The sequence below is a fragment of the Pseudomonas sp. SJZ131 genome (assembly GCF_007828705.1).
Taxonomy (GTDB): Bacteria; Pseudomonadota; Gammaproteobacteria; order Pseudomonadales; family Pseudomonadaceae; genus Aquipseudomonas; species Aquipseudomonas prosekii.
Genome location: NZ_VIVC01000001.1, coordinates 755,587 through 776,073, shown reverse-complemented (window position 1 = coordinate 776,073; position 20,487 = coordinate 755,587). Strand labels below are relative to the sequence as shown.

The window sequence follows — 20,487 nt, the reverse complement described above, 5'->3', positions numbered from 1 at the left end:
TGCAAAGGGCTGGGCGCAAAAGGCAAAATTGCCATGTGCTCTGCTCGTTCTTACTTACGTCGCAGTGTTCACTGCCGGTTTATATGCCTTTTTTCTTCCTTTGTAATGCCTGGAGTTCCCTCGATGCCGTCGCCCAAATCCCTGCCCGTTGCGTTGCTCGGGATAGCCCTCGCCTGCCCGGCCATGGCTGCGGCCGAAGGCCTGGAATTGGGGCAAGTGCTGATTCAAGGTGAGCAGCAAAGTGGCGAAGATCAGAGCATTACAGAGGCTGAGACACGGCTCGCCGAGGTGCCCGGTGCGACCAATGTCGTGGACCTGCGCCGCCCGTTGCAGGGCCGAGTCGCGAGTAATCAGGACGTGTTGGCCTATCAACCGGGCGTGTATGCGCAGTCGGCGGGCAACGAAGGCGTGAAGATTTCGATTCGCGGCTCGGGGATCAACCGCGCACCGGGCGCGCACGCGTCAGGGCTGTACGCGATGCTCGACGGTTTGCCGCTGACCGGCCCCGGCGGCACGCCTTATGAATTGCTCGAACCGCTGTGGCTTGATCACGTCGAAGTGCTGCGTGGCGCCAACGGTTTCGACCGTGGCGCGCTGGCCCTCGGCGGCGCTATCGATTACGTCAGCCACACCGGTTACGACGCACCGAAGTTGCAAGTGCGCTACGCCACCGGCAGCCACGGCTATCAGCAGCGCCAGCTCAGTTCCGGGCAAGTGCTCGGCGACCTCGATTACTACGTTGCCCTCACCGATGCGCGCGCCGATGGTTATCAGGATCACACCGCGAGCGAAAGCCAAGGGCTGATCGCCAACGTCGGTTATCGCTTCAATCCGAACCTCGAAACGCGTTTTTACCTGCGTTATCGCGAAACCGATAACGACCTCGCCGGCCGCGTGACCAAGCATTCCATCGAGCACAACCCGCGCGCGGCGAATCCGGCCTACGTGTCGCGCGACGACAGCCGCAAGCAACCGGGCAGCACTTTCTTCGGCAACAAGACCACGTATTACATCGACGACGATTCGAGCCTCCAGACCGGCCTGGTCTATCACGACTATCCGATGGATTTGCGCGAAGGCCCGAACCGCTTGAAAGTCGCCTACAGCGACGTCAGTGGCACCTTCGATTACAAGCGCCGCGACAGCCTCTGGGGCATGGAAAGCCGCAGTACGCTGGGGCTGCGCGTGACCAAACACTTGCCGAATGACGGCGCCAGCGAATTGGTGCGCATCCCCGGCGGCAACACCGCCGGTTACCCGCCGGGCACGCACATGCGCAATTTCACGTATCAGGGCTCGGACACCGTGCTGCACGTCGGCAACGATCTGGAACTCGCCGATGACCTGTGGCTGACCACCGGCCTCGCGGCGATCTATACCCGCCGCGAAAGCGCCGTGACTTACCCCGAGGGCGGCGGCAAGACCAGCATGGGCGACTGGGATTACGCACCACGTTTGGGCCTGCGCTATCAAGTGACGCCGGACCTGCAAGTGTTCGGAAATCTCAGCCGTTCGGTCGAAGGGCCGCACCCGTGGTCGCTGATCTACAGCGCCGACCAGCGCTTCCCGGCAGGCAGCGGCGCGGCCACCGGCACCCAGCGCGACCCGATCAAACTGCAAAACCAGACCGCCACCACCCTCGAACTTGGCGGCCGAGGCGACAGCGCGTTCGGCCAGTGGAGTCTGGCCTGGTATTACGCGCAAGTGCGCCACGAATTGCTCTCGGTATTGCCCGACGCCAACGCCGTCACGCCTTACGAACTCAACGCCAGCCCGACCGTGCATCAAGGCGTTGAAGCGAGCCTGCAAAGCACCTTGTGGTCGGCGGACAATGGCGACCGATTGAGCCTGCGCCAGAGCTACACCTTCAGCGATTTCCATTACCGCGACGACGAGCGTTTCGGCGACAACCGTCTGCCCGGCCTGCCGATGCACTACTACCAGGGCGAATTGCGCTACGACTGGCGCCAGGGTTTCTTCGCGGCGCTGAACACGCAATGGGTGTCGAAAACCGCGGTCGATTACGCCAACAGTTATTACGCCGATCCTTATGCGACGTTCGGTGCAACCCTCGGTTACAACGCGCCCAAGGATGACTGGCAAACCTGGCTCGACCTGCGCAACCTGACCAACAAACACTACGCCGCCACCGTCACGCCGGGCTACGACGACAAAGGCCTCGACGCCGCCCGCTCGACGCCGGGCGAAGGCATGGCAATGTACTTCGGCGTGTCGTGGAGTTTGCGTTAACCCCCAAGTGATCGCGCCACTTTTAGGGTTGCGCCCCATCATCGGCAACGCCGCGCACCCTGTAGCAGCTGGCGAAGCCTGCGTCCGGCGGCGCAGCCGTCGTAAATCCGAACCGCGAGATTTAACTGATACACCGCGATAGCTGATCTGGCGACGGCTTCGCCGCCGAACGCAGGCTGCGCCAGCTGCTACAAAGGGATGGGGTTGTTGGCGAAGGACGGGGTTATCGGCGGATGACGTCTTAAGGCATGCCGTGCGGGAGAGTAAATCTTCATCGGCAGCGCCGCGCACCCTGTAGCAGCTGGCGCAGCCTGCGTCCGGCGGCGCAGCCGTCGTAAACCCGGACCGCGAGATTTAATTGAAACACCGCGGTGGCCGATATCACGACGGCTTCGCCGCCGAACGCAGGCTGCGCCAGCTGCTACAAAGGGACGGGGTTATCGAGAAAGCAGCGGGTTATCGGCGGTTGACGTTTTTGGGCATGCCGCGTAAGAAAGCCTATTCGCGATTAGCGCAATCACCGAATGGGGGTTTTTCTCATGAGCAAAGCGTCATACGTCCCGCCCAAGGTCTGGAAAAACACTGCGCCATCCGGCGGCCAGTTCGCTAGCATCAATCGGCCGATTGCCGGGCCGACTCACGACAAACAACTGCCAGTCGGCGAACACCCGTTGCAGCTCTACTCGCTGGCCACGCCGAACGGGGTCAAGGTCACCATTCTGCTGGAAGAGTTGCTCGCACTCGGCCACAGCGGCGCCGAATACGATGCCTGGCTGATCCGGATTAACGAAGGCGATCAGTTCTCCAGCGGCTTCGTCGATATCAACCCGAACTCGAAGATCCCCGCACTGCTCGACCGCAGCGTCGAGCCGGCGATTCGAGTGTTCGAGTCGGGCTCCATCCTGCTCTATCTCGCGGAAAAATTCGGCGCATTCCTGCCGAGCGATCCCGCCGGACGCACTGAAACCCTGAACTGGCTGTTCTGGCAAATGGGCGCTGCGCCGTACCTGGGCGGTGGTTTCGGGCACTTCTACGCCTACGCCCCGGAGAAGTTCGAGTACGCGATCAATCGCTTCACCATGGAAGCCAAACGGCAACTGGACGTGCTGGATCGGCGCCTCGCCGAGAGTCCGTATCTGGCCGGCGATGAGTACAGCATTGCCGACATCGCCGTGTGGCCGTGGTACGGGCAGATAGTGCGCGACAACGTTTATTCAGCCGCCGAATTCCTCTCTGCGCAGGAATACACCCACGTGCAGCGCTGGGCCGAGGACATCGCCAATCGTCCAGCGGTGATTCGTGGGCAGCGCGTCAACCGGACGTGGGGCGACGAGGCGAGCCAAGTGCCGGAGCGGCATCAGGCTGCTGATCTGGACTGACGATCAGAGCACTTGCCTGCAAAGCCTCCAGGCCCATCGGCTTGGCGAAGAAATAACCCTGGGCCTGCCCCGCACCCATTTCGCGCAGCAGGACCAGCGTCGCTTCATCCTCGACACCTTCGGCGACTACGCTGAGATCGAGCGATTCCGCCATGCGCACAATCGCCCGGACAATCGCGCGGCTGCGCGAACTGCTGGTCAGTTCGAGGATGAACGACTTGTCGATCTTCAACCCGCTGAAGCGGTATTGGTGCACGTAACTCAGGGACGAGAACCCGGCGCCGAAGTCATCCAGCACCACCGACATACCGTTGTCGGCCAATTGCTGCATGGTCAGCCGGGCGATGGCCGGTTCCGCGACCAGCGCGCCTTCGGTCAGCTCCAGGCAAATCCGCGACGGCGCGACTTGGTGCAACGCCAACAAGGCCAGCACATCCGTGGCGAAATCCGGCCGGGTCATGCTGTAGCTCGAGCAATTGACGTGCACCGGCGGCCAGTTCGCGTGTTCCGGTTGCGCGAGGATCGCGGCGATGCTGTTGAGCATGTACAAATCCAGCCGGCCGATCAGACGCAAGCCTTCGACATCCGGCAAAAACTCGCCCGGCGCGATAATCCGCCCGCCCGGTTGATGCCAACGAATCAACGCCTCCAGCGCAACCAACTCGCCAGTGTCGACGCTGACAATCGGCTGGAAATACGGCAGCAGTTCATCACTGCGTTTCAGCGCGTTACGCAACGCCCCTTCGCGCTCGACCTGATCGGAGACTTCGCGGCGCACTTCCTGATTGAACACCGCGTAACTGTCGCGCCCGGCGCTTTTGACCCGATACATCGCCGCATCGGCGTCGCGCAGCAAGTCTGCCGGCTCGTGGTGAAACTGGCTGTCGGCGCTGACAATGCCGATGCTGCAAGAGGAAAACACCTCGTGGCCATTGATGAAAAACGGCAGGTCAAACGCCAGCAAAATACGCTCGGCGATATCGATCACCGCTTCCAGCGGCGCACCCGGCGCCAGCACCGAAAACTCGTCGCCGCCCAACCGGGCGAGCATGTCGGTGTCGCGCAGACAGCCGCGCAGACGGTTGGCGGCTTGCATCAACAGCAGATCGCCAAAGTGGTGGCCGAGGCTGTCGTTGACCATTTTGAAACGGTCGAGGTCGATGAACATCACCGCCAGATTGCCGCCCTCGCTGCCAAAGAGCTCCCATGCCTGATTCAGATGCTGTTGCAGGTAAGTGCGGTTCGGCAGACCGGTCAGCGCATCGTGGGAGTTTTCGTGTTGCAGCTTGGCGTTGGCGTGATCGAGCTCGCGAGTACGGTCCTGCACCCGCGCCTCGAGTTTGAGATTGGCGGCGTGAATCGCTTCGGCGGCGGTGCGCCGCGACAACGCGGTGTCGATGTGTCGCGAAACAAAGGTCAGCAGTTCCTGATCGCGCTGGGTATAACGCACCGGCGAGGTATAGCTCTGCACCGCCAGCACGCCGCGCACCACGTCACCGTCGAACAACGGAATGCCCAGCCACGAATACGAACGCACCGACTCATGGGCCAATTCGATTTCGCCGGTTGCGGACAATCGCTCGGCCTCGTCGGTGTCAATCAGGCACGGGCGGCGCTGGCGGATCACATACTCGGTCAAGCCGCGACGGCCACGCCGAGCGACCGGGCGAACGACCTGCCGTTCATCAACGTAATAAGGAAAGGTCACTTCGCTGGTCGCGTCGTCGAACAGCGCGATGTAGAAGTTTTGCGCGAACAACAAGTCGCCAACGATGCCATGCAGGGTTTGAAACAGCTCAGCCATGTCGCCGGGCTGGCTCGACAGTTCGGCAATCTGGAACAGCGCACTTTGCAGGTGCTCGGCGCGCTCGCGGTCGAGCACTTCCTGACGCAAGGCATCGTTCAGCGCTGACAGCTCCAGAGTGCGGCGCATCACCGTTTCTTCGAGGTCGGCGCGGTGCAGAATACGGTCCAGCGCCATCGCCACGTGGCGCGCAACCACCAGAAACAACGCGCGATCTTCGGCGCTGTAAATCCGCGACACCTCGTAGACCTGCATCGCGAGCATGCCAAACACGTCGTCCGAGGCATTTTTCAGCGGCGCGCCCATCCAGAACTCCGGACAGTCACCCACGCAATAAAAACGCCCCTCAGCCTCCGCCGCGTGAATCCCGGCGGCGTCGATCAGCAACGGATGGCCGGAGGTCAACACTTGCGCGGTCAGCGACAGGTGCTCGGGGTCGAGGAATTCGTAGTTTTCCGATTCCAGCGCTTCAACGTCGATGGTGTCGACGTAATACGGGTAATCCATCTTGCGCGTGTGCGGATCGTAGAGGACGAGATAGAAATTTTCCGCGTCGATCAGGCTGGCCAGCAGTTGATGGACGCCGACCAGAAACACCGAGCGGTCGCGAGTCGAACTGGCCAGATAAGTGATTTCGTACAGCACCCGCTGAGTAATCTGCGCCCGCGCCAAGGTGTCGGTTTGCACTTGGACGCCCAGACGTTGTGCGAATTCGGCCAGCGCCGGGTCGGCGGCTTCACTCACCGGCGCAAGCAGCCAGCCGAGCACGGTTTCGCCACGGCCGGTGGGCCAGCGGTGCAGGCCTCGGGTCTGGCAAAACTGTGAAAATTCTTCGTTGCTGATGGTCGATGGCCATTGCGCCTGCGCATCGCCCTGCCCGACCAAGTGCAAATGTTCCCCGGCGCGATAAACCACCCACGCCGTGCTGTGAGCGCCATTGCGCGCGGCTTCCAGCAAGTTGTCGATGCTGTTGATATTGTCGCCACTGTCAGCGTTGGCCATGCCGGTTGTGTCCGGGTTCTCTTTCAATTGAGAGGCGACAGCGTCGCAATCGTTCGATTGCCGCGAGGCGTCGGCGGTCAATGGAAGAAAACTCATCAGCACTCCCTGGGGCCAAAAACTGGCGAGACTTTTTATTAATTGCTAGCAATGTGCCAGTGGACTTCTCGTTTAAAGCTTATAGCGGGTTTTTTCAATATTTTTATTCACTTAAGTTCAACCAAGAGACGGATAACCCGGCCACTCGCCTCGGCCGGGAATCTTCTGCTCCATCGATTTCTAGCCTTTGCTGCTCGACGGGTCGGCGCTGCGCGGGTAGGTGCGTTCCTCCTGAATGGTGCCGTCCTCCTTGTGAATCTTCAGCGAAGCGGTTTTGCCCTTGAAAAACGCCGCCGACATTTCGATCAGCTCGGATTTGGTCTCGGCGGTCTTCAACACTTTGTCGTCGCCCTCCTTCTTCAACTGCCAGCCTTTGCCCGATATCGCGATGTGATAGTTGTCCATGGTGTTTTCCTTGTTATTTAGAAACGGGTTTCAAACCGATTTTGCGGCGCATTTCGTTAGTGATCGTCTGTCGGGTTTTCGCGTAATCGGCCCATGGGTCCTCCCCCAGTTCGCCCAGACGTTCGTGCAAGTTGTGGATGTTCCAGACGTTGGCGCCTTTGATTTCGGCGACTTCCTCGCGAAAAATCGGCACGGACACCGGTAAACCTTCGCGCGTACGCGCCGCATAGGCATTGATGGTAGTCGCGCCTTTTGCATTGCGCAGGTAATCGATGAAGATCCGCCCAACCCGGTTTTTCGGCCCCGACACCGCCGAAAAGCGCTGCGGAATCAGCTTGGCCATGTACTTGACGATGCCGTGGCTGAAATCCTTGACCGAGTCCCAACTGTCCTTGGGCGTCAGCGGCACCACCAGATGAATGCCTTTGCCGCCGCTGGTTTTGACGAACGAAGTCAGGCCCAGCTCATCGAGAATAGTCAGGGTCAGCGTGGTTGCCTCGACCATGCTTTTCCACGGCAGCGCCGGGTCCGGGTCGAGGTCGAGGACGAAGCGATCGGGGCGTTCCAGGTCCGGCGCCCGAGCGTTCCACGAATGAAATTCGATGGTGCTCATCTGCACCGCGCCGACCAGCGCTTCGGCGTTATTGATCAGCATCACGGTTTCGCCGTCGACCGATTCGATGCCGGGAATCGCCAGGCGCTCGGCGTTCTTTTGGAAGAACAACTCGCCGGCAACGCCTTCGGGCGCGCGCACCAGCGCGATCGGCCGGTTTTTCAGGGTTGGCAAAATCCAGTCGGCGACGCTGACGTAGTATTCCGCCAATTGCATCTTGGTCGAGCCGCTGCTGGCGTCGATCACACGGTCAGGGTGAGTGATGCGGATCTTCCCAGGCGTCGGTGTGGCAGATTTTTTCGGTTTTTTCTCAGGCGCTGGCGTGCTCGGTTCGCTCACGTCTTTGGGCGTTTCTTCGGTGATGTCCTTGGCCGGTTTGTCGCTGCGCAGGCCATGGAACACCGAATGGCGCACCGAGCCGTCCTTGGTGATTTCCGCGTAAGCCACTTCCGCGAGCAACTCGGGTTTGAGCCAATGCACGCCTTTGGCCTCGAATCCGGTCGGCGGATTGACCACCGCAGGCTTCTTGACTTCGAGTGGCGTCAGTTGCGCGTGAATCGACTTCAACGTCCGCTCGTTAAACCCGGTGCCGACCTTGCCGGCGTAGCGCAACTCGCCGCTGTCCTTGTCGTGCAAGCCGAGCAGCAGCGCGCCGAACAGCGTCCGCGCGCCTTTCGGTTCGGTATAGCCGACCACCACGAATTCCTGACGCTGCTGGCATTTGAGTTTGATCCAGTCATCGGAACGCCGCGAAACATAAGGGCTGCCGACCCGCTTGCCGATCAAGCCTTCCATGTTCATCTGGCAGGCGCTGGCCAGCAGGTCACTGGCGTCTTCGCCGAAGTCTTCGGAGAACCTGAGGATTTCGTCCTCGCTGCGTTCCAGCACTTTCGCCAGCGCTGAACGCCGTTCTTCAACCGGCACTTCGCGCAGGTCGACGCCGTTGAGGTACGGCATGTCGAACAGGTAAAACACAATCGCGCCGCTTTTGCCGGACTCGAAAGCGTTCTGCAATAACTGAAAACTCGGCACACCGTTTTCGTCAGCGGCGACCACTTCGCCATCCAGCCACGCCGACTCCAACCCCAGGCTGGCCAGCGCTTGTGCTTGTGCTGGCAACTTGGCGGTCCAGTCATGGCCGTTGCGGGTGAATAACTGGACGGTGCCGTTTTCAATCCGCGCCAACATGCGGTAGCCGTCGAACTTGATCTCGTAACGCCAATCGCCGGACGGCGCCGACTCGACCAACGTCGCCAATTGCGGTTTCAGCGTTGCTGGCAGCGGCGCTTTCTTGGCCCCGGTCAACGTGCCGGAACCTTTGCGTTTGCGCGGCGCCGGGACTTGTTCGACCGGTTTCGCCTCGGCGGTTTTGCCCTTGCGCTTTTTCGGGATGAGCGTGCGCTCGCTGAGCACCGAATCGGGCTGCGCCTTGACCACGTCAAACTCGGCTTCGGGTTTCGCCGCAGCATCCTGATGTTTGATCAGAAACCACGGTTTCTGTTTGCCTTCCTGATGCGTACGCACCAGGTTCCAGATGCCGCCGAGTTTCTCGCCTTCGAGTTCGAACTTGAGTTTGCCTTTTTTAAGCGATTCAACCGGATCGCCAATCGGTTTCCAGATCCCCCGGTCCCAGACGATCACATCGCCGGCGCCGTAATGGCCTTGCGGAATGCTGCCCTCGAACGAGGCGTAATCGAGCGGATGATCTTCGACTTCCATGGCCAGACGCTTGACCTGCGGATCGAGACTCGGGCCTTTGGGCACGGCCCAGCTCTTCAGCGTGCCGTCGATTTCCAGGCGAAAGTCGTAATGCAGGCGCGATGCGTCGTGCTTTTGAATGCAAAACTGCAGCGCCTGCGCCTTCGCGGTCCGGCGCTTGCGTTTTACCGCGCCCGACGGCTCCGGCGTGGCGTCGAAGTCGCGTTTTTTGTTGTAGTCGTCCAGCGCATCGCTCATGCCCAAACCCTCGCTCAATCCTGTTGAGAGGCAAGCGCTGCGCGACTAGTTCCGAGTATTCGATCAGCCGCCGGGCAGTAGGCTGACACGCTGCGACGAAGCGATCATCGGCACCCCGCCAATCTGGGCGAAACGGACCCGACCGCTTACAATCGTGCTCCTTTTTGCCATCATGCAGGCCCGCCTGGAAATGCCGCTCGACCCGCCCACGTTGTTGACACTTTCGGTCGCGCTCGCCGCAGCCGCCGCGCTGTACCTGGCGATCGAATGGCGCAGCGTGCGCCAGCCTTCGTTGCTGTTCTGGAGCGCCGGTTTTGCCACGATCAGCGTCGGCTCGACCCTCGCACTGCTGCGCATCAACGGCTTTCTGTTTATTGGCATCTGGTTCGCCAACGGCCTGCTGGTGACCGCACACTTCCTGTTTTTGCTCGGCGTCGCGCGCTTCACGCAAACGCAGTTGTCGCGCGGCTGGTCGCTGATATTCGTCGCGTGGCTGGCGATGCTGCTGGTGCCGGACGGCGCAATCTGGTCGAAAGTGATGCTGGTTGCCAACTCGCTGCTGGTCGCGCTATCGACGCTGCGCGCCAGTTTCATGCTGCGCCCGCATGGCAAGTCGCTGAGCATCGGCGCGGTGCAGTTGCGCTATGTGCTGCTGATCCACGGCAGCTTCTATGTCGCCAAGGCGTTGACTGTGGTGATCCCCGGCACGCTGATCGATCTGGCGGCATTTCGTGGCGAGATCATTCAGATTTCGCTGGTCGAAGGCGCGATGGCGATCATGCTGATCGCGCTGTCGATGACTGGCACCGAGCGCTATCGACGTGAAAAACAGATCGCTCGGCTGGCCGCGCGCGACCCGCTGACTGCGCTGTACAACCGCCGCGCCCTGGAACGGCGAGCGCCGCGCTTGTTGCAGGACGTCGCGCCGGCACGTCCCGGCGCATTAATGATGATCGATATCGACAATTTCAAACTGGTCAACGATCTGTACGGCCATGCGGCCGGCGACCGCTTGCTGGTGGCGCTGAGCGAGATGATAAGCGCGGTCCTACCCGACGATGCCCTGCCCGCGCGGCTGGGTGGCGACGAATTCATCATTTTGCTGACTAACGCCTCGCACGAACGCGTCATCAGTCTCGGCAACACACTGCGCGAGCAGTTTCAGAACATCGCCTCGCAGACCTTCGCCACCCCGGAACCGGTGACGCTAAGCATCGGCGCCAACCTGTTCGATCAGCCGCCGAGCAGCCTCGCGGCGCTGATCGAACTGGGTGATGCGGCGCTGTATGCGTCCAAACGTGGCGGCCGCGACAGCATTCGGCTGATTGACGCAACCGTCGCGCGGGGTGAAGGGCAGAACGTCAGTTAACGCCTGGCGAGGTCCGGGGTTAGAATCTGCCTGCTTCTGGTTCGCATGTCTGGCCCACCCACTTCAGGACGACCTCGTCATGGCTCATCCCCACTCCGAAAAACCTCTGCAAGACCTCGCCGCGCCCGACGGCGTTTGTTACGGCTGCGGCGGGCGCAATCCACAGGGGTTGCACGTCAAAAGTGTCTGGCATGCGGACGGCGTGCACGTGGTCGCCGAGCATGTGCCGGAGGCCAAATATTGCGGTTGGCCGGATCTGGTCTACGGTGGCTTGATCGCCATGCTCGTCGATTGCCATTCCAACTGGACCGCCATGGCGTATCACTACCGCGCCGAACAGCGCGCAGCCGACAGCCTGCCGCGCATCGATTGCGTCACCGGCAACCTCGGCATCAAGTTCATCAAACCGACGCCAATGGGCGTCACGCTGACCTTACGGGCGAAAGTCGAGGGCGACGTCGGGCGCAAGACCCGGGTGATCTGCGAGGTCTACGCCGGCGAAGTGCTGACCGCCATTGGCGACTCGACCTTCGTGCGTGTGGACACCGGGCAACTGGCCAACGCCGCGCATGGGCGCTGAACCTGCGCTGATCTGACCCGCTGAAGTCCCTTCATTTTTCGTTATCGAGGTAACGGTGCCCTACTCTTCCGAGCAACCTGCTGACGAAAAAAGCCTGCCGCGACTGTTGCTCGATCTGCTCTGGCAAATCGCCGTGCTGCTGGTGCCGATTTTCCTGGTCGCGGTCATCCCGTTGCTGTGGGCGGTCGGTGTGGTGCTGGGCTGCGCGGCGTGCATGTGGCTGGCGGCGCGCTTCGGCTGGAAAGCCACCGGGCGCGGTTTGGCGCGGTTAATGACCTCCGCCGCGATTGGCTTGGGGTTCAACGTTGGCCGGGCGTTGCCGCAATATTGGGATATCGCCGGGGCGGCGCTGGTGATGTTTGGCGGACTGGCGTGCGTCAGTCATCTGGAACGGCGTTTTGGCTTTGCCGAAGACAAACGCGCCAAGTCATCGCCGCACGGCCACTCGTCCGGCGGCGCCAGTGCCTGGGGCGGCGGCGAGCCACGGCAGACGCCCGAGGGCGAGCCGATCCGTGTGTTCAATGACAGCGAAATCGCCATGGGCGGGCCGGTGCTCTGCGATTACCTGTTTCCCGATGGCGTGCTGTTGCAGGGGCTTGGCTCATCGGCGCGGTTCTCCACGGACGGGCGTTATTTCGCCGCGCCTGTGCCTTCGCGGCAGGCGTGGGGTTTGGTGATTCTGGATCGGCAGGCGCGCCAGCTCTACCAGTGTTCTTGCGATGAATTCTGGGAACTGGATGATTTCAGCGACGGCGTTCTGGTGGGGCGCTACAGCCCGCTGGTCGACAACGGCGCCCGGGAAATCAGCCTGGAGAATCTGTTGGCGACTGCCGAAAAGGTCAGTCTGGTGCCGGTTGCCGACCTGTGGCTGGAGCCCGGCGCGTGGCAGCACAACCTCGCGCCCGACGCGCTAGAGCATGTTTCCCCGGATGGCCAGCTGCGCGTGGAGGCGTTCAAGGTGTTGCCCGCCAGCCTGCGCGAATTGCCGCAACCGTGCGAGGCGCTGAGCCATCCCGACTATCGCGTCAGCGTCAACGGCGCAGCGACGGCGTTATTGATCAATGCCGACACCGCGATCATCTGGAGCCGCGACAGCCGCTCGTTCGCTTGCCGCGCGCGCTCCGGCGACACGCTCGGCTATTGGCTCTGGCACGTTGACCGAGGCTGGCAAATGTTGCCCGAACCGTGGATCGGCGCCGACGACGAGCCTTCGCTCGGCTGGACCGAACCGCTGGAACTGGATGAGTTTTACCTGCGGGTTTCCTCTTATCTCGACTATCCGCAGCCTGATCACGGCCGCTACGGCTACGGTTTGTACAGCATTCACAGCGACTGCGATTCGCAGGTCGGGCATGACGCTGCCGGGCGGATTCAGGTTGCCGAGCGGCGCCTGACCCGCGTGCAACTGGCCGTGCCGTTAAGTGGCGACGGCCAGCGCGGTGCGACGCTGGTCGAGTCGGCGCTGGTGAGCGGCGCAACTCGTGCGCAATTCACTGGGCAAGCGGATGGCGGTTATTCCTGCACGATTGGCGAATGGCAGTTGCCGGGCGTTTGGCAGCTCGATCATCGGGTGTGTGACGCGGGACGCTACATCGCGTTGATCCCGTTTGCCGTTGACGGCGGTGTGGTGGTCGCCGATACCGAGCAACGACAATTGCTCAACAGCCCGGCGTTATTGGCGGCGCGCTTGCTGGATTTTCGGGGACCAATTGTCGCCGTCGCGGTGATTCGCGGACGGCTGGCTCAGGCTCGCGAAAGCACCGCGCTGCAGCGCTTTGATCAAGCGCCACCGGAGGCCGGCGAGGTGCCTGAGTTCTGTCGATATCGAGAAGATTCGCGGTTGTACTTTGAATGGTGTGAACTGCAGGTCAGCGCTCATGGGCTGAATGTTCTGCCCAATTGGCGCGAAGTGACGCAGCCGCAAGTGGCGATTGCCGATGGCGATTTCGTCCAGCCAGCCCCGAACGGTGAAGATGCGGCATGGCTGTTTGGCTGTGAAACCGAATACGCCGACAGTTGGCTGCGCGTACACAGTCCGCGCTTGGGCGGTTATTTGCTCACGGCATCGGGCTGCGCGGTCAATGATCTTGCGCCGGCGATGATCTGGTCCGCGGACGCGCGTTATCTGGCGCTGACGCGGCTGCACCTCGATGTCGACGGGGCAATGGCCTGGCAATTGTTGTTGCTGGATGTGCAGGAACACACCTTGCGCCAATCACCGCAGTGGTTGCGCAATCGGCCGCAGTTTGAAGGTTTTACCGGGGAGGCGTTGAAGGTGCGCCTGTTTCAACACGACTGGGCCGCCGAGGGTGACCGCGATCGCGGCTCGCTCAATGTGATCAAGTTGCGCGATGTGCTGGCGCTTGCCGCCGAACCGTTGCTGCCAAGCGGCGGGCTGTGGCTGACCAAGGATCAGTTGGCCAACGCGCCTGCGTGGCAAGCACTCGATAAAGCGGCGCTGGAGCCGTGGCGCTAGTTGCGCAGGTATTGCTCGTAGAATTCCTGCGTCGCCAGGTTCTTGTGTTTGGCTTCGAACATCACGTCGAAACGGTCGAGAAACTGCACCACGTATTCGTTGGTCCAGCGGTTCCACATGCGGTCGCTGTGCGCGTAGAGATCGCGCTTGGACACCACTTGAGTCACCGCGTCCATTTCCAATTTGATCTCGGCGCCGAAGCCCAATTCCTGCAATTGCTCCTTGGGTTGCGAGTAATGCATGGTCGGGCGCACGCCGCGCCAACTGTCGACGATGCGCGATACACGCTTGGAATCTGCCGCAATGTAATCGTTTTCGTGAATCCAGCAATGGTGGACGTCGAGCACCACGGGCGCCAGATCGGCGAGCGCCAGGCAGTCGTCGACGCCGTAGGTTTTTTCGTCGTTTTCGAAGGTGATGCAATTGCGCGCCACTTGCGAGAGCCGTGGCCACACCGCACGAATGCCTTCGCGCCCTAGTCGGCCGGCAATGTGGATGTTGCATTTGAAATCCTGGAACTGCACGCCGTAACCCATCATGCGAATCATGTCGGCGTGGTATTCGAATTCGGCCAGGCTGTTTTCCACCACGTCCGGACGATCCGAGCCCAACACGCAGTACTGGCCGGGGTGCATCGACAGGCGAATCCCGGCACTTCGCGCCAGCGCACCAATCGCCGCAAAGCCTTCACTCAGCTTCAGCATAATTTCCGGTTGCTGGTAGAACGCGCTGATCTGCGGATGACTGTAGAACGGCAACAAATCACTGCTCAGGCGCAGCATGCGCAGCGGCGCCGGCAACTCGGCGACGTACGCCAACAACTTCAGTTGGGCCGCGAGGTTGTGCTCGACGATCTCGATCAACCGTTGCTGCGCGACGTGAACTTCGACGCTGTTCATCCAGCGCAACGTCGTAGTACGCGGGTTGAGTGCCGATTCGATCACCTTCAACTCCGCCAGCGCGAGGCTGCGTTGCGGGTGGCGATACTGGCAGGCGAAACCGATTCGGGGCGACGACATGGGGATCCTTGGAGTGTTGGCGCTGATGGTCTTGTGACTGCGCGCCAGCGGCGACGGTTCGATCGACTTGCGCGGCTATGTCAACGTCAATATCAATGTCAGGCGATTTTTTCCGGTTGCTTGAATTCGCGGCAGATCAGGTCCACCTCGCGGACGCTCAGCGGCTCTTTGGTCAGTTTGCAGAACGGACCCTCCGCCGACACCTGATGAAAACGGCAGGAATGGCACAAACCAAAACCGGGCACATCCTGGCCGCGCTGGATGGTGCGCAATAACTCGAGAAGCAGGGTCTCCAGATCGGCGGCGTGGCTGCCCATTTGCCGGGTTGCCGTCACCAGAAATTCTGGCGGCATCACCGCGCCGATCAGTTCGCGGGCGCTGTCGGTCAATTCCAGGTGCACGCTGCGCTTGTCCCGGACGTCCTGAACCTTGGTCAGCAAGCCTTTGGCTTCCAGCGCTTTCAGCGACTGCGACACCGTGCCTTTGGTCAACCCCAGATAGTCGGTGACCGCCAGCGGCGTATTCGAATAACGATTGCAGCGCGCCAGGTACATCAGCGCGCTGAGCTGGATTGGCTGCAATTCGGCGAGCAACGGATGCTCGCGGAACCACACGCGGGTCAGGCTTGAAAGGCGTTCCAACAGGTCAAATAACACAGGGCATGTCCAGATTAATCGGGCCGATAGATAGTATCGAATAAAAACCATATTGACAAAAATCGCTGCTCCCTTAGGCTTGTGGTGTCGGATCAATACCAACTCACCTTTGGAAGCCACCATGAAAACTGCATTGGCCATCGCCGTCAGCGCCCTCCTCACCTCGCAAGCCTGGGCCCACGAAAGCAATCACATTCACAGCGCACCGGGCAAAACCGACGCCGCTTTCGACCTGGTGCAAACCCGGGTTTTCAAGGACGGCAGCGACCTGGTCTTCGAGCAATTGGTTGACGGCAAGGCTGGCAGCCGCGTACCGACCGCCAAGGGCTCGTTTGCCGGCGCCGAAGTCTACAGCTACGTCTGGCCGACCAGCCTCGACAGCGGCGCGGTCGGTTTCGACGCCAAGTCCGGCATTCTGGCGCTCGCCCTGACCTCGCACCCGGACTTCGACGACACGCCGCAAGCCGACGAAAACCACGACGGCAAAAAGGACAACGACGGCGGCCTCTGGCACTCGCACTGGGTGGTCTTGAGCAAGGATGAGAGCTGCGGCCCCGGCGGCCTGAAAGTGCGCGACATCCCCAAAGACGCGAAACCGAAACTGCCCGCGACCTGGCCCGGCGCGCCGATCTACATCGACTCGCCCGGTTACACGCTCAGCGTCAAGGAAAACGCCGCGCAGATTCGTGTGCCGCTGGCCGCAGTCGGTTTTCCGCAAAGCTTCAATTTCGATGGCGTGACCGCCGCGCTCAAGGTCAACGCCGACCTGCACAACCCGCTGTTGTGCGTCAGCAGCGTCTATGACATTGCCTCAGGCGACCTGTCGTTGCCGGGCACCTGGAAACTGGAGGGCCAGCAAAAATGACCATCAAAGTATTCGACACCCACGTGCGCACCAAAACCGGCCGCTACCTGCACTTCGATGTGCTGATCGAAGGCAACGACGCCGAGAAAGCCCAGGCGCACGCCCGTCAGTATCTCCTGGAAAAAGGCCTCAACGACGAGGACATTGCCCAGAGCGAATGCCGCTTCTGCCACGTCGAACCCGGTAACCCGGTGGTGGCGCAAGCGATCAGCCAACAGGGTTATTACATTCTTGAACTGCAAGGTTGTCAGGAGGATTGAAATGCACACCTATCAGCCGTTGAACTGTGATCTGCACGACTTTCTGGAAATCGCCTGCCTGCGCGGCTACGTGTTGAACGTCGAACGGGTTGACGGTCAACGGCTGATCGCCCGGGCCGTGACCACCCGCACCGCGCCGAGCAAGGAGGAATTCATGGTGTTTGAGCAGGATGGTCACTCAGTGGAGGTGCGCCTCGATCAACTGCTGGCAATCACTCCGCTGGACGATCATGCAGAATTTGGCCGAATCGTTTTCAGTGAAGCCGTTTGCCGCTTTTGAGCTGGAGCGTTGGTATTGTCCTTTTTGAGTTGACAGTCAAACCGTTTCCAGGCGCTTTTTCATCTCGAGGTAGATCTTTAATCTGGGCCCATGTTGAACGAAGCGACTGACCCAGCTCAGCCCTACGGACGACGCCCTACCCCTACCTACCTCGATAAAGGATTTCATCATGAGCAACGCCACTTACAACCGCCTGAACAAAGACGACGCTGTAGTGTTGATGATCGACCACCAGACCGGTCTGATCTCGTTGGTACAGGACTTTTCGCCGAACGAGTTCAAGAACAACGTGCTGGCCCTGGCCGACGTTGCCAAGTTCTTCGAACTGCCGACCATTCTCACCACCAGTTTCGAACAAGGCCCCAACGGCCCGCTGGTCCCGGAGCTGAAAGAAATGTTCCCGGATGCGCCGTACATCGCCCGTCCTGGCCAGATCAACGCCTGGGATAACGAAGACTTCGTCAAAGCAATCAAGGCAACTGGCCGCAAGCAGCTGATCATTGCCGGCGTCGTGACCGATGTCTGCGTGACCTTCCCGACACTGTCGGCACTGGCTGAGGGGTTTGAAGTGTTCGTAGTCACCGACTCTTCCGGCACCTTCAATACCACCGTGCAGCAAGCCGCCTGGAACCGCATGACTCAGGCCGGCGCCCAGATGATGAACTGGTTCTCGGTAGCCTGTGAGTTGCAGGTCGACTGGCGCAACGATATCGAAGGCCTGGGCAATCTGCTGTCGCAGCGCATCCCGAACTACCGCAACCTGATGAACAGCTACTCGGCACTGGCAGCTCGCCAGGCGTAAGTCAGCAGAATCGCAAAAGCCCGCTTTTTTAGCGGGCTTTTTGTTGTTTGCGAATTAAGCCAAGTAGAAAAACATGCAAAAAAAAGCGCCACTCAATGAGTGGCGCTTTTTAATATTTGGAGCGGGAAACGAGACTCGAACTCGCGACCCCGACCTTGGCAAGGTCGTGCTCTACCAACTGAGCTATTCCCGCGTCTTGGTGTGGCGCATTCTATAGAATCCAGAAGCCCCGTCAACCCCTTGATTCAAAAAAGTTTTATTTCTTTTCGACGTCGGTCTTCAGATGCGGCCAGGCAGCCCGCAGATACTGGACCATCGACCACAATGTCAGGCCTGCCGAGATCAGCAGCAACGCGTAACCGAACAATACCCAGAACGTAAAGTCCGACGGGTTGGCCAGCAGGATCACCAGCGCGAGCATTTGCGCGGCGGTTTTCCATTTGCCCAGGTTCGATACCGCAACGTGAGCACGGGCACCGAGTTCGGCCATCCACTCGCGCAGCGCCGAGACGACGATCTCGCGACCGATAATCACCGCTGCCGGCAGCGTCAGCCACAGGTTGCCGTGTTCTTGCACCAGCAACACCAGCGCGACGGCGACCATCAGTTTGTCGGCCACCGGATCGAGAAACGCTCCGAATGGTGTGCTTTGTTCCAGGCGGCGGGCCAGGTATCCGTCGAGCCAGTCAGTGGCAGCGGCGAAAGCGAAGACCGAACTGGAGGCCAGGTAGCTCCATTGGTAAGGCAGATAGAACAGCAGAATGAAGATCGGGATAAGCAGGACGCGTAGAACGGTAATCAGATTAGGGATATTCATCGGCACAACTGGCTACGAGGTGAGTTGGGCATTCTACTCGCTGTGCAGGTTTGCATAAATCGACTCAGCGAGCTTTTTACTGATCCCGGGTGCTTTGGCGATCTCTTCGATGCTGGCACGAGACAGCTCCTGCAATCCACCAAAATGTTTCAGCAAATCGCGGCGACGTGTCGGCCCAACCCCCGCAACGCCTTCCAGCGTTGACGTCCGGCGGGTTTTGCCACGTCGGGCGCGATGCCCGGTAATGGCGAAACGGTGAGCTTCGTCGCGAATCTGCTGGATCAAATGCAACGCGGGGGAATCACCGCGCAACGTGAATTCATGTGCGGCGTCGTTCAAATACAAGGTTTCAAAACCGGCCTTGCGCGTCGCACCTTTGGCCACGCCCAACAAAATCAGGTCCGGCACCGCGAGTTCATTGAGCACGTCGCGCGCCATCGACAGCTGACCTTTGCCGCCGTCCACCAGCAAAATGTCGGGCAACTTGCCCTCGCCGTCCTTGAGTTTACTGAAACGCCGGGTCAGGGCCTGGTGCATTGCCGCGTAATCATCGCCGGGCGTCACGCCTTCGATGTTGTAGCGGCGGTAATCGGACTTGATCGGCCCTTCCGGCCCGAACACCACGCAAGACGCCACGGTGGCTTCGCCGCTGGAGTGGCTGATGTCGTAGCATTCGAGGCGTTGCGGCGGCTCGTCGAGGTTCAGTACTTCGGCCAACGCATCGAAACGAGCGGCAACATGCTGACGATTGGCCAGACGTGCGCCCAATGCCTGCTCGGCGTTGGTGACCGCCAACTGCTGCCAGCGCGCCCGGGTGCCACGCACCCGATGGCTGATGGACAGTTCGCGACCGCGCAGTTCGTGAATGGCCTCGATCAGCACCGGAAAATCTTCGTGAACCACGTTGACGATCAGTTCGGCGGGCAAATCCCGTTCGGGACTGCTGATGAAGTACTGGCCCAGAAATGCCGCCATGACTTCGGAAACGTCTTCTTCAATACCGACTTGCGGGAAGAAGTTCTTGCTGCCCAGCACCCGCCCGCCGCGCACGCTGATCAAGTGCACGCAGGCGCCGCCCGGGTTGACGAACGCGGCGATCACGTCGATGTCACCGGAGCCGCCCTCCATGCTCTGCTGGTCCTGGACCCGCCGCAGCAAGGAAATCTGGTCGCGCAATTCGGCTGCGCGCTCGAACTCGAGGTTGATCGCCGCCTCTTCCATTCCAGCCGACAACTCGTCCGTCAGCGCATTGCTGCGGCCTTCGAGGAACATCACCGAATGTCGCACGTCCTCGGCATACACCTCTGGCTCTACCAGCCCGACACATGGTGCCTTGCAACGTTTGATCTGATATTGCAGGCAGGGGCGCGTGCGATTTTTGTAGTAGCTGTCTTCGCACTGGCGGACGAAAAAAGTCTTCTGCAACAGACTGAGGCTTTCACGAATGGCGCCGGCGCTGGGATAAGGCCCGAAATACTTGCCTTTGGCTTTTTTCGCGCCACGGTGGATGCTCAGCCGCGGAAACTGGCCGTCCGACAAAAATACGTACGGATAGGATTTATCGTCGCGCAGCAGGATGTTGTACGGCGGCCGCCATTCCTTGATCAACGTCTGCTCTAGCAGCAACGCTTCAGTTTCATTGGACGTGATCGTGGTTTCGACTTGGGCAATACGCCCAACCAGCGCCGCTGTTTTAGGCGCGAGACCGCTTTTGCGGAAATAACTCGCCAGACGCTTCTTGAGGTTTTTGGCTTTGCCGACGTAAAGCAGGCGCGCGTCGCTGTCGAACATGCGGTAGACGCCTGGGCGTCCGCTCACTGTCGACAGGAATGCACTCGGATCGAAGACTTCAGTCATT

Annotated in this window: 16 protein-coding genes and 1 tRNA gene; 9 read left to right on the top strand and 8 right to left on the bottom strand. The window is 60.6% G+C overall.

The window, feature by feature from the left end; translation table 11 throughout:
- The first annotated feature begins 123 nt into the window (after positions 1–123).
- Together FBY12_RS03265 and yghU are read left to right on the top strand one after the other, a co-directional pair.
- Positions 124–2,250, top strand: a complete 2,127-nt coding sequence (locus FBY12_RS03265) for a TonB-dependent receptor domain-containing protein (protein ID WP_145251136.1) — start codon at positions 124–126, stop codon at positions 2,248–2,250.
- A 539-nt stretch (positions 2,251–2,789) separates the two neighbouring features.
- Entirely contained in the window at positions 2,790–3,629 is an 840-nt protein-coding gene (yghU, locus tag FBY12_RS03260; RefSeq protein ID WP_145251133.1) for a glutathione-dependent disulfide-bond oxidoreductase, read from the top strand.
- On the opposite strand, the gene FBY12_RS03255 is transcribed toward yghU, so the two are convergent.
- The 3 genes from FBY12_RS03255 to ligD form a co-directional block, all read right to left on the bottom strand.
- Positions 3,562–6,531 carry an EAL domain-containing protein gene (locus FBY12_RS03255; protein WP_145251130.1) on the bottom strand — a complete coding sequence of 990 codons (2,970 nt, stop codon included), beginning with the start codon at positions 6,529–6,531 and terminating at the stop codon, positions 3,562–3,564. The two genes, yghU and FBY12_RS03255, sit on opposite strands and share 68 nt — an antisense overlap.
- A gap of 180 nt (positions 6,532–6,711) precedes the next feature.
- Positions 6,712–6,936 carry a DUF2188 domain-containing protein gene (locus FBY12_RS03250; RefSeq protein WP_145251127.1) on the bottom strand — a complete coding sequence of 75 codons (225 nt, stop codon included), beginning with the start codon at positions 6,934–6,936 and terminating at the stop codon, positions 6,712–6,714.
- A gap of 13 nt (positions 6,937–6,949) precedes the next feature.
- A complete protein-coding gene (gene ligD / locus FBY12_RS03245) occupies positions 6,950–9,505 on the bottom strand; it encodes a DNA ligase D (protein WP_145251124.1) in 2,556 nt (851 codons plus the stop codon).
- Between the two features lie 190 nt (positions 9,506–9,695).
- Between ligD and FBY12_RS03240 the strand changes: the two genes are divergently transcribed.
- From FBY12_RS03240 to FBY12_RS03230, 3 genes are all read left to right on the top strand, one after another.
- Positions 9,696–10,874 (top strand): GGDEF domain-containing protein, encoded by a 1,179-nt coding sequence (locus tag FBY12_RS03240; protein ID WP_145252298.1) that lies wholly within the window; start codon positions 9,696–9,698, stop codon positions 10,872–10,874.
- 79 nt (positions 10,875–10,953) lie between these two features.
- A complete protein-coding gene (locus tag FBY12_RS03235; protein ID WP_145251121.1) occupies positions 10,954–11,454 on the top strand; it encodes a PaaI family thioesterase in 501 nt (166 codons plus the stop codon).
- 55 nt (positions 11,455–11,509) lie between these two features.
- Complete coding sequence (locus tag FBY12_RS03230) at positions 11,510–13,930, top strand: hypothetical protein (RefSeq protein WP_145251118.1); 2,421 nt, start codon at positions 11,510–11,512, stop codon at positions 13,928–13,930.
- Here the strand turns inward: FBY12_RS03230 and uvsE are convergent.
- Together uvsE and FBY12_RS03220 are read right to left on the bottom strand one after the other, a co-directional pair.
- Positions 13,927–14,949 carry a UV DNA damage repair endonuclease UvsE gene (gene uvsE, locus FBY12_RS03225; RefSeq protein WP_145251115.1) on the bottom strand — a complete coding sequence of 341 codons (1,023 nt, stop codon included), beginning with the start codon at positions 14,947–14,949 and terminating at the stop codon, positions 13,927–13,929. The genes FBY12_RS03230 and uvsE overlap by 4 nt on opposite strands.
- Positions 14,950–15,047: 98 nt before the next feature.
- Entirely contained in the window at positions 15,048–15,656 is a 609-nt protein-coding gene (locus FBY12_RS03220; protein WP_145251111.1) for a MarR family transcriptional regulator, read from the bottom strand.
- 70 nt (positions 15,657–15,726) lie between these two features.
- Between FBY12_RS03220 and FBY12_RS03215 the strand changes: the two genes are divergently transcribed.
- The 4 genes from FBY12_RS03215 (at position 15,727) to ycaC (ending at position 17,812) form a co-directional block, all read left to right on the top strand.
- Positions 15,727–16,470: a hypothetical protein gene (locus FBY12_RS03215; RefSeq protein WP_121730657.1), complete on the top strand. Its 744-nt coding sequence runs from the start codon at positions 15,727–15,729 to the stop codon at positions 16,468–16,470.
- On the top strand, positions 16,467–16,730 hold the full coding sequence (locus FBY12_RS03210; protein ID WP_145251108.1) for a DUF2024 family protein: 264 nt from the start codon (positions 16,467–16,469) through the stop codon (positions 16,728–16,730). The genes FBY12_RS03215 and FBY12_RS03210 overlap by 4 nt, the downstream gene beginning before the upstream one ends.
- Before the next feature lies 1 nt (position 16,731).
- Positions 16,732–17,010, top strand: a complete 279-nt coding sequence (locus FBY12_RS03205; RefSeq protein WP_145251105.1) for a Rho-binding antiterminator — start codon at positions 16,732–16,734, stop codon at positions 17,008–17,010.
- A 169-nt stretch (positions 17,011–17,179) separates the two neighbouring features.
- Entirely contained in the window at positions 17,180–17,812 is a 633-nt protein-coding gene (gene ycaC / locus FBY12_RS03200) for an isochorismate family cysteine hydrolase YcaC (protein WP_092269171.1), read from the top strand.
- 117 nt (positions 17,813–17,929) lie between these two features.
- Here ycaC and FBY12_RS03195 read toward each other — a convergent pair.
- The 3 genes from FBY12_RS03195 to uvrC all read right to left on the bottom strand — a co-directional run bounded on the left by FBY12_RS03195 (position 17,930) and on the right by uvrC (position 20,486).
- Positions 17,930–18,005, bottom strand: a tRNA-Gly gene (locus FBY12_RS03195).
- A 63-nt stretch (positions 18,006–18,068) separates the two neighbouring features.
- The gene (pgsA, locus tag FBY12_RS03190; protein ID WP_092269174.1) at positions 18,069–18,629 is read right to left on the bottom strand and encodes a CDP-diacylglycerol--glycerol-3-phosphate 3-phosphatidyltransferase; all 561 of its coding nucleotides are present in this window, start codon (positions 18,627–18,629) and stop codon (positions 18,069–18,071) included.
- Positions 18,630–18,662: 33 nt separating this feature from the next.
- Positions 18,663–20,486, bottom strand: a complete 1,824-nt coding sequence (uvrC, locus tag FBY12_RS03185; protein WP_145251102.1) for an excinuclease ABC subunit UvrC — start codon at positions 20,484–20,486, stop codon at positions 18,663–18,665.
- Between the last annotated feature and the right edge of the window lies 1 nt (position 20,487).

Bases quoted from the DNA above. Each gene is read 5' to 3' on its own strand.
- FBY12_RS03265 (WP_145251136.1), top strand. From the start codon at position 124: ATGCCGTCGCCCAAATCCCTGCCCGTTGCGTTGCTCGGGATAGCCCTC.
- yghU (WP_145251133.1), top strand. From the start codon at position 2,790: ATGAGCAAAGCGTCATACGTCCCGCCCAAGGTCTGGAAAAACACTGCG.
- FBY12_RS03255 (WP_145251130.1), bottom strand. From the start codon at position 6,531: ATGAGTTTTCTTCCATTGACCGCCGACGCCTCGCGGCAATCGAACGAT.
- FBY12_RS03250 (WP_145251127.1), bottom strand. From the start codon at position 6,936: ATGGACAACTATCACATCGCGATATCGGGCAAAGGCTGGCAGTTGAAG.
- ligD (WP_145251124.1), bottom strand. From the start codon at position 9,505: ATGAGCGATGCGCTGGACGACTACAACAAAAAACGCGACTTCGACGCC.
- FBY12_RS03240 (WP_145252298.1), top strand. From the start codon at position 9,696: ATGCCGCTCGACCCGCCCACGTTGTTGACACTTTCGGTCGCGCTCGCC.
- FBY12_RS03235 (WP_145251121.1), top strand. From the start codon at position 10,954: ATGGCTCATCCCCACTCCGAAAAACCTCTGCAAGACCTCGCCGCGCCC.
- uvsE (WP_145251115.1), bottom strand. From the start codon at position 14,949: ATGTCGTCGCCCCGAATCGGTTTCGCCTGCCAGTATCGCCACCCGCAA.
- FBY12_RS03220 (WP_145251111.1), bottom strand. From the start codon at position 15,656: ATGGTTTTTATTCGATACTATCTATCGGCCCGATTAATCTGGACATGC.
- FBY12_RS03215 (WP_121730657.1), top strand. From the start codon at position 15,727: ATGAAAACTGCATTGGCCATCGCCGTCAGCGCCCTCCTCACCTCGCAA.
- FBY12_RS03210 (WP_145251108.1), top strand. From the start codon at position 16,467: ATGACCATCAAAGTATTCGACACCCACGTGCGCACCAAAACCGGCCGC.
- FBY12_RS03205 (WP_145251105.1), top strand. From the start codon at position 16,732: ATGCACACCTATCAGCCGTTGAACTGTGATCTGCACGACTTTCTGGAA.
- ycaC (WP_092269171.1), top strand. From the start codon at position 17,180: ATGAGCAACGCCACTTACAACCGCCTGAACAAAGACGACGCTGTAGTG.
- pgsA (WP_092269174.1), bottom strand. From the start codon at position 18,629: ATGAATATCCCTAATCTGATTACCGTTCTACGCGTCCTGCTTATCCCG.
- uvrC (WP_145251102.1), bottom strand. From the start codon at position 20,486: ATGACTGAAGTCTTCGATCCGAGTGCATTCCTGTCGACAGTGAGCGGA.